This is a genomic window from Pontibacter flavimaris (genome assembly GCF_001907195.1).
Taxonomy (GTDB): domain Bacteria; phylum Bacteroidota; class Bacteroidia; order Cytophagales; family Hymenobacteraceae; genus Pontibacter; species Pontibacter flavimaris.
On record NZ_LVWA01000005.1, the window covers coordinates 168,452 to 185,701 of the forward strand.

General features: G+C 57.1%; 8 protein-coding genes. 1 reads left to right on the forward strand and 7 read right to left on the reverse strand.

Going from position 1 to position 17,250, the window contains the following annotated elements; all coding sequences use genetic code 11:
• Nucleotides 1-10: 10 nt before the first annotated feature.
• The 5 genes from A3841_RS09215 to A3841_RS09235 form a co-directional block, all read right to left on the reverse strand.
• Entirely contained in the window at nt 11-1,612 is a 1,602-nt protein-coding gene (locus A3841_RS09215) for an NFACT RNA binding domain-containing protein (RefSeq protein WP_235861339.1), read from the reverse strand.
• A 74-nt stretch (nt 1,613-1,686) separates the two neighbouring features.
• Entirely contained in the window at nt 1,687-2,448 is a 762-nt protein-coding gene (locus tag A3841_RS09220; protein WP_073852041.1) for an MBL fold metallo-hydrolase, read from the reverse strand.
• Nucleotides 2,445-2,720: a hypothetical protein gene (locus A3841_RS09225; RefSeq protein ID WP_073852042.1), complete on the reverse strand. Its 276-nt coding sequence runs from the start codon at nt 2,718-2,720 to the stop codon at nt 2,445-2,447. The genes A3841_RS09220 and A3841_RS09225 overlap by 4 nt, the downstream gene beginning before the upstream one ends.
• The gene (locus A3841_RS09230) at nt 2,721-3,101 is read right to left on the reverse strand and encodes a response regulator (RefSeq protein ID WP_073852043.1); all 381 of its coding nucleotides are present in this window, start codon (nt 3,099-3,101) and stop codon (nt 2,721-2,723) included.
• 3 nt (nt 3,102-3,104) lie between these two features.
• Entirely contained in the window at nt 3,105-8,342 is a 5,238-nt protein-coding gene (locus A3841_RS09235; protein ID WP_073852629.1) for a PAS domain S-box protein, read from the reverse strand.
• A 240-nt stretch (nt 8,343-8,582) separates the two neighbouring features.
• Between A3841_RS09235 and miaA the strand changes: the two genes are divergently transcribed.
• The gene (miaA, locus tag A3841_RS09240) at nt 8,583-9,500 is read left to right on the forward strand and encodes a tRNA (adenosine(37)-N6)-dimethylallyltransferase MiaA (protein WP_073852630.1); all 918 of its coding nucleotides are present in this window, start codon (nt 8,583-8,585) and stop codon (nt 9,498-9,500) included.
• Nucleotides 9,501-9,653: 153 nt separating this feature from the next.
• On the opposite strand, the gene tamL is transcribed toward miaA, so the two are convergent.
• Both tamL and A3841_RS09250 read right to left on the reverse strand, forming a co-directional pair.
• Nucleotides 9,654-12,035: a translocation and assembly module lipoprotein TamL gene (gene tamL / locus A3841_RS09245; RefSeq protein ID WP_235861341.1), complete on the reverse strand. Its 2,382-nt coding sequence runs from the start codon at nt 12,033-12,035 to the stop codon at nt 9,654-9,656.
• A 4-nt stretch (nt 12,036-12,039) separates the two neighbouring features.
• Nucleotides 12,040-17,148, reverse strand: a complete 5,109-nt coding sequence (locus A3841_RS09250; RefSeq protein ID WP_317042485.1) for a translocation/assembly module TamB domain-containing protein — start codon at nt 17,146-17,148, stop codon at nt 12,040-12,042.
• Between the last annotated feature and the right edge of the window lie 102 nt (nt 17,149-17,250).

Consider the following 17,250-nt stretch of genomic DNA (forward strand, 5'->3'; position numbering starts at 1 on the left):
TGCCATACTTTTATACTTTCGCAAACGGGTTCTCGGGCTTTACCAGCAACACTTTCTCGCGCTCAACCACCACGGAGCCGGGAGGGGAGCCCTTGGGCTTGCGTACCCATTTCTTGGGTGTGTAAATTACCGGGCACAGCGAGTCAGTTTTGCGTTTGCTGTAGTAGGCCGCCAGCTGCGCCGCTTTCTCCAGCACCGTGGAGGGAATCGTTTTGCCAGCCTGGTGCTTGATTACCACATGCGAGCCGGATACATCCTTGGCATGCAGCCACATATCCTCCTTATAGGTATGGCGCTGCGTGAGCTCATCGTTGTTCTGGGAGCTTTTGCCCACCAGTATCTTGTAGCCTTCGCTTTCGAACACCCTGAACGGTATCTGCACCTGCTCCTGCTGCTTGCTCCCGAGCAGGTGGTTGTACTCCCGCAAGTATGATTTCAGCTCCTTGTAGCCCTCCACCTCTTCCAGCGCCTGCAGCGCATCCTCCAGCACGATCAGTTCCTCCAGCTTGCGCTCAACTTTCTCCTCCAGCTGCTTTACCTCCATATGCTGGTTTTTGGCCTTGCGGTAGAGGCGCTCGGCATATTTCTGCGGCGTTTCGTGCTGCTTTAAAGAATAAGTGCGTGTCTGGTCGGTGTAAAAGTCGTAGAGCTCTACCTCGGTGGCGCGTGGCGGTATGTTGGTGAGGTTGGCCATGAGCACGTCGGCGGTCTGGGAGTAGGAGCGGTCGTGGCGCAGCTCCTGCAGCTTCTGCCCGCTCTGCTCCATCACGGTTTTCGTGACGTGTCGCTTGCGCTCCAGTTGTTGCTTTGCCTGATCATACTGCCGCTCAAAGCCTGTCTCCGACAAGTATAGACGGGTAAAGTGATCCGCCGCGTCCAGCGGGTCCGGGTAAGTATAAACCACCTCGCCAAGCGGCAGCAGCGAGAGCCGCAGCCTGCCCTGCACCCGGCTGATGTAGTACGTTTCCGGCGCCTCCAGCACATCCAGCATACCTTGCACCAACTCCCACTTCTCCTCCAGCGTCAGCTGGCTGTAGCCGCGCTCCTCCAGGTATAAAGCCGGGAGGTCTCCGAAGGTAGGGTATACTTTGCGTAGGTTACCGTCAGCGGCGGCAAAGGCGGCGAAGTTCTGTTGCAGCGGGCGGTCCATCTGCAGCGGGTTCAGGTCGGCATCGGCGGCAAACTTGCGCTGGAACAGCTCCACGGCCTCCTCGCCCTGGTAAAGTATAATGTTGGAGCGGTTGCCGAAGAGCTTGAACAGCAGCAGGTACCCTCCTGAAAGTATAAAGTAAAAGCTGCGTTCGTTCTGATGCTGCACCACGTCCTCCACCGTCTGCCCCTGCAGCTGCTGCATCAGCTCCACCGTGTTGGCGCGCGCCCTCCTCAGCCCGGTGGGGAAGGAGAGGGAGGTGAACTGGGAGCCCAACTGCGCGCGGACATACAGCTCCTCCTGCCCACGGGCAAAACCAAGTATAAGCTCATCCTTGTTCTGGCTGAAAGCCGTAACAGCCTGCATGCCGGTAAGTTTAGGCTTTAGTGCCTGCGCCAGTTGCCGTAAGAAGTAGAAGTTCAGGTGCATGGTTGTGGGGTGTTGGTGCGTATCTCGTATCAAGTAGCACGACTTTCGATTATCTGTACAAGTTCAACTTTCCAAAGGAAGTCTTGATACGTGTGTCGTGCTATGGGTTATACTTCAAACTGCAGCCCGTCGTAGCCGAGGCGGATGAAATCGGGTAGCTGCAGTTCCACCTCGTGGTGCAGGCCCATCAGGTGACTGATGTGGGTGAGGTAGGCTTGTTCCGGCTGCAGGTCTTCCAGCAGGGCAACGGCCTCTTTCAGGGAGAAGTGCGAAATGTGGTGCTCGTGGCGCAGCGCGTTTACCACCACCACCTTCGAGCCGCGCACCTTTTCCTTTTCTTCTTCGGAGATAAAATTGGCGTCGGTGATGTAGGTGAAGTCGCCGATGCGGAAGCCCAGCACGGGCAGCTTGTAGTGCATCACCCGGATGGGGATGAACGGCACGCCCTCCACCTCGAAGGGTTCCAGGCTGATGGGGCGCAGCTCTACCTGCGGAATGCCAGGGTACTTAAAGTCAGAGAAAATGTAGGAGAACTCCCGTTTGAGCTGCTCCAGCACGCGCTCCTCGGCGTACAGGGGCATATCCTTGTGCTGCAGGAAGTTGTAGGCGCGGATGTCGTCGAGGCCGGCGGTGTGGTCTTTGTGCTCGTGCGTGAACACCAGGGCGTCGAGTGTTTTGACGCGCTCACGCAGCACCTGCTGCCGGAAGTCGGGGCCCGCGTCGATGATGATGCTCTTGCCGGCTACCTGCAGGTGCACCGACACGCGCAGGCGCTTGTCACGGTAATCCACAGAACGGCAAACCTCGCAAGTGCACCCAATAACTGGTACGCCCTGCGAGGTGCCCGTGCCTAGTAATGTAATTTTCAATTGGCGTTCTCCCCGTTTCGGATCTCGTGGTAAAGCTGCCTGGTTTTGTCGCTCAGGCGGCTCTCATCCATAGAAATAGTGCGAAGGATGTCGTAAAGGCAGTTGATCTTTCCTTCCAGGCTGAAGTACTTGTTCACCACCGCCACCTTCATGTCTTTGAGCACACAGTAGCCGGCTTTAAAGTTGCCTTTCTCGTAGCGCAGCACAAAATCCGACTCTGCAAAAATATCCTCCAGCTTGTTTAAGAATGGCCGCGTGTACTTAAGCTGCATTTACTTGATGGTATACTTCTTAACGGTTTCCACCAGCATGTCGAAGTCCAGCGGCTTAGGCAGGTAGTCATTAATGCCCACGGCCTTAAAGTCTTCCATGCTGTAGTTGTTGGCGTTGCCGGTTACCGCGATGATGGGAATAGCAGAAATTTCAGGGTTCTTGCTGGCGCGGATCTCCTTGGTGCAGTCCATGCCGTTTTTCACCGGAATGTTCAGGTCCATCAGGATGGCGTCGATCTTGTTGGCCTCTACCTGCTTGAGCACCTCCCCGCCGTTCTTGGCAGTCAGGATCTTGTAGTTCTGCAGTTCCAGGATCTTCTTAGTTAGGTTCAGGATAACGGAGCTGTCCTCAGCGATCAAAATAGTTTTGCTTTCTGCCATTGTCTAACTGAATATAATGTCCTTATAAGTTTTTTTATAGTTTTCGTACTGCGCCTGTAACCTCGAGAAGTTCACCTCGACCTGCTCCAGGTTGTCATGCTTAATATCGTGCTCCAATTGCTTGGCAAGCTCAGCCAGCGGATTAATACCCAGCGTGAAGCCGGTACCCTTAAGTTGATGCAATGTACTTAAAATCCCTTTGTAATGTTGTACATCCAGTTCTTTTTTGGCTTCCTCTATCAATCCGGCGGCCTCTTCCTCAAACTCGGTATATAATTGCTTGATAAAATCCTCTCCACCTATTTCCTTCAGCTGTTCCACCACGGCCATGTCGATGATCGGCTCCTGGTTCTCGGGCTCTGTTGCCGCATCGGGGGTCTCCTCCACGGCCGGCTCCCAGTCGTTACGCTCCCATTTGCTGATCATGGTGTGCAGGTCGGAGCTTTTCACCGGCTTGGAAACGTAGTCGTCCATGCCCTGGTTCATGAACTTCTCGGCATCATCCTTCATCGAGTAGGCCGTCATGGCAATGATGGGGGGGCAGCCGGCGCCCAGTTGCTCCTTGATATGCCGGGTGGCCGTTACGCCGTCCATCTCCGGCATCTGGATGTCCATGAAGATGATGTCATACTTGTTGCTGGTGGCAAAGTCGATGGCCTCGAAGCCGTTGGAGGCGATGTCGGTCACACAGCCGAGGCGCTCGAGCTGCTTCTGGGCCACTTTCTGGTTTATCTGGTTATCATCCACCAGCAGTACGTACGGGGTAAACTCCAATGAGCCCACTTCCTGGTGCTGCTGTTGCTGGCGCAGCTGCTGTTCCTCCACCTCGGCGGTGCTGGCCACCCGCACCTTAATGTTGAACCAGAACACGCTGCCATCCCCCGGTGTAGACTCCACGCCAATGTCGCCGCCCAGCAGGTGGGTTAGCTGCTTGGAGATGGCCAGCCCCAGGCCGGTGCCCCCGAAGGTTTTGGTGGAGGAGTTGTCGAGTTGGGTAAAGTCGGTGAACAGCAGCTGCTGGTCTTCCGGCGATATGCCGATGCCGGAGTCCTTCACCCGCACGTTCAGCCTGTAATAGTCGCGGTGCAGCTTATCGGCGCCCACGGTTATACTTACATCGCCGGCATTGGTAAACTTAATGGCGTTGGAGGTGAGGTTCGAGAGCACCTGCAGCAGCCTTGTCTCGTCTGTTACAACATGACGTGGCACCTCAGGCTTTATGGTATAGGTAAAATGGAGGTCTTTTTGCTGCGCCCGGTTCACGAACAGCGAGTGTATCTTGCCCAGCGTTTCGTGCAGGTCCACGCCGCTCTCGTGCAGCACCAGCTTGCCGGCCTGTATCTTGCTCAGGTCCAGGATGTCGTTGAGGATGGCCAGCAGGGCGTCCGAAGACTTGCGCAGCGTGTCGATGTACTCGCGCTGCTCCGGGTCGGTGTTTATCTGGCTCATCAGATCGATCATGCCGATAATGCCGTTCATGGGCGTGCGCAACTCATGGCTCATGTTGGCCAGGAACTGTGTCTTCACCTTCAGCAGGTTCTCGGCTTCCTCCTTGGCGCGCAGTAAGGCTACCTGCGTGCGCTTCAGCTCAGACACGTCGCGTACAACCCCTTCCAGCCCGATCGGCTCCCCTTGCTCGTTAAAAGTTAGCCTGGCATCCAGCACAACGGTTTTATGGGTTCCGTCCTTGCACATCATGTCCACCTCAATATCGCGCACGGTTTGCTGCTCCAGCACCATGTCACGGATCCTTCTCTGGTCCTCCGGGTTGGCATAGAACCGTTCTGATGGCTGGTTGAGCACCTCTTCCTCCTCAAAGCCAAGCAGCTGGGTAATGGATGGGCTGATAAGTTCCAGCTTGCCATCCAGGTCGGCGCGGTAGTACACATCCTGGAACGACTCAAAGATGTTCCGGAACTTCTCCTCGCTTTGCGCCAGCGCCAGCTCCGATCTCTTCTTGCCTGTAATATCCAGAGCGATGCCGGAGATCTCCTCAAACGATCCGTCCTCCATGTAAATGGGGTGCAGGTATACCTCGCGCCAGCTTTTTCCGTGCCCCAGTTCTATCTCAAAGTGCTGTGGATGGCCTGCAAACACCTGTTTATACTTATCCTCCCAGTAGGCATAGGAGTTCTCATGCACCATTGAGGCATCGTCGATACGGATAAACGGACTCAACTCATGGCCGCTGCGCTCTGAGAAGGCCTGGGCAAAGTTGCGGTTAAAGGAGGTAAGCTCGTAGTTACGGTTGATGGACCACATGTGGTGCGTTCCGGACTCGAAAATAGCGTTAAGCCTGGCGTTCTGCGTGTTTATCTGCTCCTCGTTGCGCTTGCGCTCAATGGCCAGCGCCACCTGGTTCGATATAAAGTGCAGGATCTCGATATCGGTGCTGACATAGGCCTCCGGGTTCTGGTAGTCCTGCAGCGTAATCACGCCGATGATGCGGTCGCCGATGGCCAGGGGGGAGCAAAGTATCACCTCGGGCACCGCCCCGAAAAGCGTGAGCGTTTCGCGGTCCGCCAGTTCCATCAGCTCTTGTTTCTGCATGTACAGTGGCTTACCGGTGGCAATGATGTACTCCGACAGCCCTTTCGAGAACGGCCGCCGCATCTGCGACTTGGAGGCCTTGTCCACAAACTGATCAACCAGGTACACAAAGCTGAGGTCCTTGTGCTCGTTGTCGCAGAGGGCAATGTAGATGTTGCGCGTCTCGATGATCTTACTCAGCTCACGATGGATAGCCGAGTAGAGCGAGTTCAGGTCCTTGCTGCTGATGGCCAGGTTGGCGATGCTGTAGTATACTTTCTGCAGCCGCTCGGCCTTAATACGGTCTGTGATGTCGTGCAGGATGGCGCGTGTAGCCACAGGGCGGCCGTCCTGCCAGCTGCAGGTTATACTTCCGATCAGGTGCACCGGCTTGCCGGCTTTTGTTAAAAACACCGTCTCGATCTTGTTCACGTTCTCGCCCTTGTACAGGTTGCGCAGCTGGTAGATCAGCTTGGCCTTGTAGTAAGGGTGCACAATATCGTTGAGCGTGAGCGACTCTATATCGTGGTCGGTGTAGCCGAGGCGGTCTTTCCAGGCCTTATTTACAAAGATGAACTTGTTGTCGACCGAAATATTCTGGATAAGGTCGTGGGCATTGTCGAAGAGGTCCTGCAGGCGGATCTTGTTGTCCTTGAGGGCCTCCATGGCAATGCGCTTGTCGGTCATGTCCTTGCCCACACTGGTGAGGCCGGTAATCTTGCCCTCAGGGCTATACTCGAACATGCTGTTCCAGCGGATGGTCTTCAGCTGCCCCGACTTTGTGAGCACGTCGCGCTCGTAGTAGGAGCTAAGCTGCTTTATCTCCAGCGCCTTCTGGTAGTCCTGGAAACGCTGCACGCGCTCCAGCGGTGGTACCAGCAGCTCGTAGAAGCTCTTCCCGATCAGCTCTTCCTCGGTATACTCCACATACTTCATGAAGTAGTCGTTGGCAAAGGCGATGTTCCCCTCCGTGTCGAGGCTGTAGTAGATAAGATTCACTTTATCCAGGAAAGTGCGGAACTGGTTCATCGACTCGTGCAGCACCTCCTCCTGGCGCTTTGTCTGCTGCGCCAGCTTGCGCTGGGTAATGTCGCGCTTGAACACCTGGATGTAGGCCTGCCCGTCCAGCAGGAGGCGGTTAACGGTGAGTTCGGCATCGAAGAGGGTGCCATCCTTACGGCGGTTTTTCCACTCGGTGGTAATGGAGTGGCCTGTCGCCAGCACTTCCCGCATAATGCGCGCCGTCTTATCCGATGACCGCTCCCCGTCGGGCTGGAACTCCGGCGAGAAGTCCATAGGGGTCTTGCTCATCAGGTCCTCGCGGGTGCAGCGGAAAAACTCCAGGGCTTTGTCGTTGCACTCAATCACAGCCCCGTCCTTAAAAAGAAGTATGGCGTCGTAGGAGGACTCAAACAGCAGTTTATACTTGTCCTCGGTGTTGATGAGCTGTTGCTGCAGCCGGTGCCGTTCGATGTAGTTGCCAATGGAGCTGCCGATGAAGTCCAGCAGCGAGACGAACGACTGCGTCATGCGGGGCTCGCTGTTCGGCCATATCAGGACCAGAGCCAGCACTTTCGTTTCTGAGTAGATGGGCACGATGGTAATCCTGCGGTGGAGCTTCTTTTGCAGATGCTCCTGCAGGCTGACTACGGCGGATCGTTTACTTTCAGAGCCTAACTGCTCCAGCTGCTCCGGCGCAAGGTGCAACTCTTCGGGCAGCGCCGGCTCGCCCACCTCTCCGGCCGAGTAAGAAAGCCGGGCCACGTTTTTCTCGTGGGAGTCAAGTGCATACACACAGCCGCCCTTCACATCGCTTTTCTCCAGCAGCCCATCCAGCGTATTGTGCAGGATGTCGTGCTGGCTGTCTGAGGAGGACAGGTTGGTGATGAGCTGGTTTACGAATTCCAGTTGGTGGTTCCGGAAGCGCACGTCCTGCTCCGTCTCTATCACCTCGTTCAGGTTCTTTACCGAGCCGTAGAGGATATCCTGCGTCTTAAACTTACCCCGCTGCAGCGTAATCTCGATGGGCAGCAGGTTGTGGTCGTCCTCGTGCAGCCACCACTCAAACTTTTGCCTGCCCTCATCCAGCGCCTGCTTCAGCTGTCCCCGCAGGGCCACCCGCTCAAACAAATTCAATTTAAATGCCCTGAAAAGAGATTTCCCCGTCAGTTGCTCCTTGGTCTGCCCCACCAGTTGCAGGGCTGCCTGGTTGATGTCTATGAGATGCCCGTCGCAGTCGAGGAGGAACATGGGTTCCGAGTTTTCCTCAAACACATCATGGTAGCTGTCGCCATCGTAGGGGAGCAAGGCCGTGGCCTGGCCCACGTTGGCCAGCTCCACGCACACAAACGCCTCGTTCTGGAAGTGCACCATGCGGCAGCTATAGGTATAGGAACTGCAATGCCTGTCAGCCTCGTCTTGCTCCTCCTCCACAAACCCGGTAAGCTTCCGCTGCTGCTGCAACTCCTCCTGCAACCTGCTAAACTGCTCCTGCGACATGCCAAACAGGCTGCGCAGGCTGCGGGTCGTGCTGAAGTCCGAATCGCCGGACCCGTAGTTGCTGGTTTGCGCGTTGGCGGCCAGCACCTGGCCGTTCGGCTGGGCCACCACCACGCCATGCGATGGCTTGGCAAGCTGCACCAGCACCTGCAGCAGGTTAGAGGCCGCTAGTACTGTTTTCTCGTCAGGTTGCCGGTTTAAAGTATGGGGCATGTTTTGTTTCAAGTAAGTATGACAGCAGGCGAACGACTCCGGGCCAAACGCGGAGGCCATGCTGATTTTATAAATAAAGCGATAATTTAGCGAAAAATTGCATTGGTGGCCACCGCTCTTCCGAAGTATAACAAAACGCTGCTACAGTTTGTGCATTTTGCAGACAGGGTGGGCGGGAGTTTTACAGGTAGGAAGAATTGAGCAAGAATGGCCGGCAGCTTTACGGAACGCATGAAAAGTATGAACAAGCAGCAGAAGCACCTGGTGGTGGTGGTGGGGCCGACGGCGGTGGGTAAAACAGACCTGTGCGTGCGGCTGGCAAGACACTTCAATACAGAGATTATCTCAGCCGACTCCCGCCAGTTTTACAGGGAAATGAGCATCGGCACGGCCAAGCCAACGCCTGCGGAACAGCAGGGGGTAAAGCACCATTTCGTGGACTCCCATAGTATAACCGGGGAGTACAGCGCCGGAGCCTTTGAGCAGGAGGTGCTGGCGCTGCTGGAGCGGCTGTTTGTGGAGCACGACGTGGTGATCCTGACAGGCGGATCGGGGCTGTATGTGCGGGCAGTGCTAGAGGGGATGGACGAGATGCCGGAAACGGACCCTGCGGTGCGGGAGCAGCTAACGAAGCTGTATGAGCAGGAGGGGCTGCAGCCGTTGCTGGACAAGCTGCAGCAGCTGGACCCTTTATACTTTGCGCAGGTGGATAAGGCCAACCCGCAGCGGGTGGTGCGGGCGCTGGAAGTATGCCTGAGCAGTGGTCATCCTTACTCTTCCTTCCGCAGAAGCGTGCCGCAGGAGCGGCCCTTCAACACCATCAAAATAGCCCTGAACCGTGAACGCGCCGAGCTTTACAGCCGCATTGACCAGCGCATGGATCTCATGCTGGCGCAGGGGCTGGCTGAGGAGGCCAGGCAACTGTACCCATACCGCCAGCACAACGCCCTGCAAACCGTGGGTTACAAGGAGATTTTCGATTACCTGGAGGGCAAGTATGACTGGGAGGAAGCCGTGCGCCTGCTAAAGCGCAACAGCCGCCGCTACGCCAAACGCCAGCTCACATGGTTCAACAAAAATCCGCAAGAGTATGCCTGGTTCCACCCGGAGCAGTGGCAGGAGATAGTGGCCTTTATCAATGAGAGAATGAGTGATTGAGTGGATGAGAGAATGGATAAAAATTTCCGTATCAACTTGAAAGGATCTTGTTGGGAAGGTTCAACGGCCTTTGCATGCCACCAGAACCATGGCAAGATGACAAAGCAGGGAGTAAAGAAGCATGCACTCATTCACTCAGTCACTCATTCAAAATTAAAAAGGATAGCCGATGGCGATGTTGAGCACCATGCCGTAGTCGCCGCCGAAGCTGCCGTTGAACTTGTCCAGCACCAGGCGCTCGCCTTTAGGCAGGAAAGGTACCTGTACCGGTATCCCCAGGTCCAGGCGGATCACGAAGAACTCCACATCAATGCGCAGGCCCACGCCGGTGCCCACCGCCAGCTCGCTCAGAAAGTCCTTGGCCTCGAACTTGGCACCGGGCTTTAGCGGCTCCCCTTTCTCATCCAGGACTTCGCGCACGTTCCAGATGTTGCCGGCATCGGCAAAAACAGCACCCTTAAAGAAGCCTGCAATCGGGAAGCGGTACTCCAGGTTGGTCTCCAGGCGTATGTCGCCCACCTGATCAAAATAAGAGAAGAGCTGGTCGTCTGGAATGTTGTAGGTGCCGGGACCTATACTTCGTGCCCGGAATGCCCGCACGCTGTTAGGCCCGCCGATGGAGAACTGCTTTACATAAGGCATAGTCCTGGAGTTGCCATAGGAGTAACCCACACCCGTTGCCAGGCGCCACACCAGCTGGCTCTCCGTGCCCAGGTTCAGGTAGTGGCGGAAGTCGTTATCCAGCATCACATACTGTGCGTAGCGGTCCTTGTACAGCACGCGCGGCTCCTGTTGGGTAGGCTTGGGCTTGCCCGTTGCCGACTGAAAGCCACTCACCACGTTGCCCGACATGTCCAGCGTGATCCTGTCGAAGACGTTGCTGCTGCGGTCCTTATACATCTGGGTGGTGTAGGTCATCTGGTAAATGCCGCCCACGATAAACTGGTTCTCAAAGCTGCTCCGCAGGTAGGGGTTTCTGGCCAGCAGTGTGTCGAAAGCCAAAGTTGTGTTGGCCAGGCGCACGTACTGCAGGTTAATGGGGGTGGCATCGAAGGTCAGCGTTTCCTTTGGCCGCCAGGTGTAGCCGTAGGTGGCGTTGTAGGAGTTGAGCTGGTAAAAGTCTGACCGGCTCAGGAAGTTAAAACCAAGGCCGATGCGGGTTTGGGGCACAAACTCGGTGCGGAGGTTGCGCAGGTTAAAGGGCGACACGATCCGGGGGATGGCCAGGGTGGTTTGCACGCCCAGCTCGTAGGAAGGGATGCCGCTTTTTTTGGGCGGTTCCACGCCCTCCGGCACCTCTCCCGTGCCACGGCCGCCCACCTGCGACTCGAAGCTGCCGGTAAACTCCACGTTTAATACCTCTGATCCCCGGAAGGTATTCCGGTTCCGGAAGGACACCTTTAGTCCCGGCCCGGCAAAGTTGTTCGACTTGGTGACCATCTGCGCCTCCGCCCGCAGCGACTTTTTAAGAGCGGGGGTGAGGAATACAAAGGCATCCAACTTGCCGCTGTTTGCCGTGTCCGGTTGGTAGTCGATATTCACGAATTTGTAGGCTGCCAGGCCCGAGAGACGTTTAATGGTCAGCAGGTGATTCTCGCGGGTGTACAAACTATCCTGCTCCAGGAAAACGCCGTCCAGCAGGTGGCGCGCCTTCAGGTACTCCTCGTTCGGGATGTAATGGTAACCCTGGAAGTCGATGGTGTCGCGCACGGCCAGGCTGTCGCCGAGTGAGTAGTTGGCGAAGATGAAGATATCGTCCAGGGCGAAAGGCTGCAGCGCCTGCGACGAGGCGATGTTCTTTATGCGCATCAGCACATCCACCTGCCTGTCGCCCACCGTGGTGTCTGCACTGAATATCAGCAGGTCCGGGCTGAAGTAATAGTAGCCCTCGTTCTTGAGCACGCCGTCGATCCGGAGGCGCTCATCGGTCATCACACTCAGGTCATAGGGCTCCCCCGACTTCAGCAACGATGTTTCCTGCGTCTGCTTGATCGCCTTGTGCACCTGCAGCGAGTCTTCTAAAGTATACTTGATGTTGCGCAGGCGGTAAGGCTCCCCCACACGGGCAGTCCAGTTGATGGTAGCTTTCTTCTTGGTCGTATCAACTTCCGTGGTGCTGCCGACGGTATTGTTAAAATAGCCCCGGTTGTGCAACCGGTTGCTCATGACCTGGCTCACGCTGCCGGTATCAACCTGCGAAATAAGCACCGGCGGCTCCCCCAGCTTAGTCATGATCCAATGCTTCAGGCCCTTTTCCTTCTCAGTATAAAAGGCGTTGTAAATGGCCAGTTTAGGGCGCAGGCCAAGTATGGAGGTGTTGGGCTCGGGGCGCACGGTGGCGCTTAGCTCCGTTTCAAGTTCGGCACTGCGCTTGCTGCTGTCGTTCTTCCCCTCCACCTTCACACTATACCCGATGAACAAGGCATCGTCCGCGGGCACAGTCTTGGTAACGCTGCAGCCGGTCAGCAGCCAAAACAGCAGCAGGGGCAACGTGCAGGCGTGTTTCATCCTGATCCGGGGGTAAGTCTTTCGCATAGTTTTATTTTGTACCTTCTTCTTTAAGTTCTGCCTCTACCTCTCTTTCCTCCTCCCGTAGTTTCTGTGCCGCCTCCAGCCTGCGTTCCGCGTCTCTTTTGCGCCGGCTCTCCAGGTCACGGAAAAGGTCGGAGAAGTTGTTGTACTCGCGCACGAAGATCAGCGCCAGGCCCGTGGCCCGTACGTCGCCGCCCTCGATTATGCCCTCGTACTGGTTGCGCTGGAAACCCCGCACCCGCAGCCTGCCATCCTCGGTCAAAGAATACTCCACCGAAATATCGCCACCAAAGCCGCTCATGGTCTGGTTCGTCTGGCTGCCGCCCTCCAGGCCGATGTCGGTGCCCACCCGCACGGTAAGCCTGTCGTTGAGGAACTGCTGGCGCATGGCCACGTTCAGGTCGGTGCGGCCCTCTGCCGAGCCGGAGGAGTAATCCTGGTAAGAATCCACGCCCAGTTCCAGACCCAGGCCGCCGGCGTAGCGGTTGGTAAGCTGGTTGAGCTGATCCGTCATCACCTGGCCTAGGCTGTTGCGGGCCGTGGACTCAAAGCCGCCCCCGCCGGAGCTGGTGAGCGGGTCCGGGGCCATAAAGCGGTTGAGCACCAGCAGCGAGAACACCTGCTTGTTCATCTCCGACTCATCCTGGCGGAGGTTGCCCAGGCTGGTCTGCACAATCGCGGGCACGCTGCCACGCTCTTCCTCCGGTAGCTGTATATCAAAAGTGATTTCCGGCGTCAGCAGCTCGCCCCGTACAAATACCTGCACCTCGAAAGGCACCTGGTTTCTAAGAGCTGCGTCCTCGTATTCGCCGAGCTGTGTTGATACGAGTTCCTGTGGCGCGGCCTCCACGTTATAGATAGCGGTAATGTCCATGGTGGCCAGCAACGGGTCGCCGGTCCAGTTGATGTAGCTGCCTTCGGCGATGTCCAGCTCACGGGAGGCCAGGTCGTAGAAGTCCATGCTATACTTGCCCTCCGTTACCGTAAAGCGCCCCGACATGTTGATCTCGCCGCTTGGCCTCATCCCGATGAACAATGGGTCGGCGGAGCCCCGTACTGTCAGGTTGTCACCTGTGGTGGGGTCTATGATGATCGTAATCGCGGTGGCATCGGTCACAGTTATCTCCGCTTCCACATCAGCGCCCACAAAACCGGTTACCTCCGTGGTATCGCCCTGCTGCTCCCGGATGATGCGCGTCATCTCCGGGTTCAGGTTCACGAATTCCACGATGCCCTCCCGCTCGGCGGCGCCCACCTCATCGGCAGGTATTACGGTGGTAAAGTCAGAGCCTTCCAGCACGCGCGCCTTTACCTTTACCACCGGCTGCATCATGTTCCCGGTTATGGTGGCATCGGCCCCCACATACACGGTGCCGTAGAAAAGGCTATTGTCCTGGGCGGTGGAGTTCAGAGCCAGGAAGCGCTCTGTGTCCACATCCAGGGCAAACTCATAATCGGTGTAGGTTTGGGTAAGGATGTTCCCGTTAACAACCATGTCGTTGCCCAGGGAGTCGGTGATGGTGAAGTCGGCAAAGCGGATGCCCTGCTCGCTGAACTCCAGCTGCTCGTTCTCCAGCGTGAACAGCGATCCCAGCATCGTGATGTTGAACTGCGCCTGGTTAAAGTTCAGCTGCCCAAGTATGTCTGGTTGCGCCAGGGTGCCGGTAATGCGCAGGTCGCCGGTGGCGCTGCCATCCAGTTGGTCCACCATGCCTGCCATAAAGCCCTCCAGCGAGGCCATGTTGAGCTGGTCTATACGTGCGGTCAGGTTCAGGAGGGTGGCCTCCGTTTGTGGCTCCATGTAGCCGTCTACCGTTACCCGGTTGTCGTTGCCGGTAAGACTGGCGTTAAGGTCGTAGCGGCCGCCACTGCCGCTGCTGGCGCTCAGGGCCAGGTTGCCCACCGGCACGCCCTCATAGGCAAACTCCGTGATGGTCAGGTCGGAGATGAAAGCCAGGTTACCCGCCATAATGTTGCTAACGGTGGCCGTGCCGTTAATCGTGCCTGCGATCAGGCTATCTTCAGGCGCCTGGAAGGTGCGCATAATATAAGCGATGTCCACATTATCGAAGCCTGCTTCCAGGGGAGCGTTGGGCGCCACCGGGCCAGTGCTGTTTAAGAGGATGCCCTGGTTGCCGTGCTGCAGCCGGATGTTGTTGGCGTAAAGCAGGTCCGTATCGAACTGCAGGAAGTTATCCTGAGACACGGACCACTTATCACCGTTTATCACCAGCTGGTCGGGATTAAAGATGAAGCGGTAGCCGCGGCCAAGGCTATTGACTACGCCCCCCACCACAAAGCGCTCTCCCGGCTGCAGGGTGTCGCCGGCAATGGCCAGGCGCACGGCCAGTTCGTTATCGCGGGCAGCGCCGTCCAGTGAGATGTTATCCATGTTCAGGGAAGGGGAGAGCAGCCGCTGCAGGTTCAGTTCATAGGCCAGTTGGTTTCTGTCACCGTTCACCGCCAGGTCCAGGTTCTGTAAAGTATAATCGGTGTACACGATCCGGCTGATGCGGCCATCCAGCTCCAGCTGCTGGTTGTCGCCGTCGTAGCTGGCCGTGATGGGCGTGGCCGGTTGCAAAACTTCCAGGCCAGGCACAAAAGCGGTGATGAGGTCGGTTTGCTTCAGGTTGATGGTAGCGGTGAAGTCGCCCAGGTTCAGGTTGGCAGGGTAGGGCGGGTCGGGTTGCAGGTCCAGGTAATTGGAAAAGTGCTTCTGCAGGGCCGTTGGCAGCGTAGCCAGCGTGTTCTGGAACTTCATGTCCGCATCCACCACATCAGACTGTACCACCACCTCGGCTGACTCCCCGGTCTGCAGCAGCGTCATCAGCAGGGTGTCGATCGGGAAGGTCTCGCCATTGTGGTCTATCCGCAGCTCCCGGGCCTGCAGACGGCCGCTCAGGGTGCTTGCATCGGCGCCCGTAAAATCCCCCTGCAGCTCTCCCTGCACCGCCAGGGGCTCCGGGTACAGGTTTAACGTATGGAGGTTGGCCCGCTCCAGATCAAGATCGAACGTATAAGCTGGCTTCTCCGCGTCGCGCAGGTTAAACTTGCCATCCAGGTCGAAGGCCAGGTTGTCGTCGTTGGCAGTGGCCTGCACGGTGTAGAGGTTACGGTCTATGTTGGCGGTCAGGTCGATGTCCTTGTAACTATAGTTGCCATAGTCGAAGAGCTTCACGTTGGCCTTCACGTCGGCGCGCATGGTTTCGGGTGTGAGGCCGGTGCCACGGGCCTGCGCCTCCAGGGCTACCTTGCCAAGCCCCAGGCTATCCACCAGCAGCTGGTTCAAATCGAAGCCGCCGCTGCGCACGGTGGCCGTGAAGCGCTCGTTGGCGCCCATATCCACCTTGGCCACCACGTTGCCGAAGGAGGTACGGAGGTCGGCGTTGGCGTCGAAGTTGGTGAGGGAGCCTTTGTAGTTGCCCGTCATGCTCATTTGAGGCGGCAGCCTGAAATCGGGCGGAATGGTGCCGGCCGGCACCAGCGCCTGCACGTCGGTGCGGGTGGTGGCGAAGCGGTCTATGCCCAGGTCCAGGTATAAATTGTCAGGATCCATGGCGTTGCGCACCGTTCCGCTCACATCCACACGGGTATTGCTTAGGCCTGCCAGCTGCAGCGTCTGCACGCGCAGGTTCTCCATTTGGCCCTCGGCTTTGGCCGTAATCCTGATGTTGGAGTTGGCTATACTTCTGAACGACGGGTTCTCGGCCATGTCGGGCATAAAGTATAGCACATCCTGCATCCCCACGTAACTGTTGTTGATGTCGATGTCCAGCCCTAGCTGCTCGGGGTTCTCGGCCAGGGCCTCCAGCGAGGGATAAGTCATGGCCATTTTGTTCTGCAAGTGGCTGTGGCCGGTCTTCAGGTCGAGGCCGGTGAGGCTGGCGTGGGTGGAGTCGAAAACGATAGCCGCCTCGAAGTTCTCCAGTGCAAAGCCGCTCTGCTCCCGCAGCGTCAGCTGGTTCAGGCTTGCCTCGGTGCGGTTCAGGCTGTAGCTGATGTCCTGGGCGTCCAGCAGCACGTCGGTGAACCTCAGGTGGTCGTAATCCATGCCGCGGGGCTGCTTGGGTGTGTTAAAGTTATCGAACTTCACGTCCAGGCCCGACACATCCAGGTCGCCGAGCGTGACCAGCCAGTTCACAGGCTGCCCCTGTGCCTGCTCCACCGACTTGTCCAGTTCCTTCACGGTGCGCTCCGGGTTCACGGCCAGCGAGTCGGAGGGTTTATACTTTTCCTGCACGTAGGTGAGGGCGGTGTTGTGCAAAGCGAAGCTTTCCAGGTCCACGCGGGCATTTTTCAGATCAATCTTATCCGATACCAGCTCCGATTCCCCCAGCTTCAGCTCAATGCGCTGGTTAGCCGGGCGGCTCAGAAAGCTCAGGCGTATGTTTTCCAGCGCTACGCGGTTCAGGCCGAAATCCACCTCCAGCGGCTCGTAGGCAGTGGTGTCGGGAGGCGGGAGCTTGGTTTGCTCGTAGGCTATCCAGGTATCGGCCAGGCGCACCTCATCCACCAGGTAGCGCTGTTCCTCCAGGTCCAGCTCGTCCATGGTGGTGGTCAGCTCGCCCACGCGGGTTTTTATGTAGTTGCCACCGGCATCATCCCGAAACACGACGTACACATTATCCAGGTTGATGGTGCCCAGGGTTATCTGCAGGGCGGAGGCGGAGGTATCGGCGGGCTGTGCAGCAGTGGTGTCGGTGGCGAAGGCCTCTAGGATGAAGTCGAAGTTGGTGGAGCTGTCCTCGCGGATGTGCAGCTTCAGGGTGGCGTTGTCAAGGTCTACTTTGCTGATGTTCACCTGCCCCTTTAGAAGCGAAAGTATGGCCATGTCCACGCCGAGGCGCCCGGAGTGCCAGAGCGTGTCCTGCTGCTGGTCCTCCACATACACATCCTTTAGCACCAGTGCGTTGCGCCAATCCGTAGTGAAGCCGCCAATCTGCACCTCTGTGCCCAGGGTGTTCTGCAGGTAGTTCTCGCCCTGCCTTGCCAGGAAGTTCTGCACCCCCTGAAACTGAAGGGCGATAATGATGAGGATGAGCAGGCCTACGATGATGGCCAGCGGCCATAGGATGACCTTTAAAGCTATTTTAGCTATATGTTTGGCGGAAGCGATAGTTTCACAGTTTTAGTTCGTGTATGCTTTTACGGAAAAGTATGCGCAGGGATAGAATTTTGGAATGACTGTCCGATTTTTTCACCAGCCTGCCAGCGAATC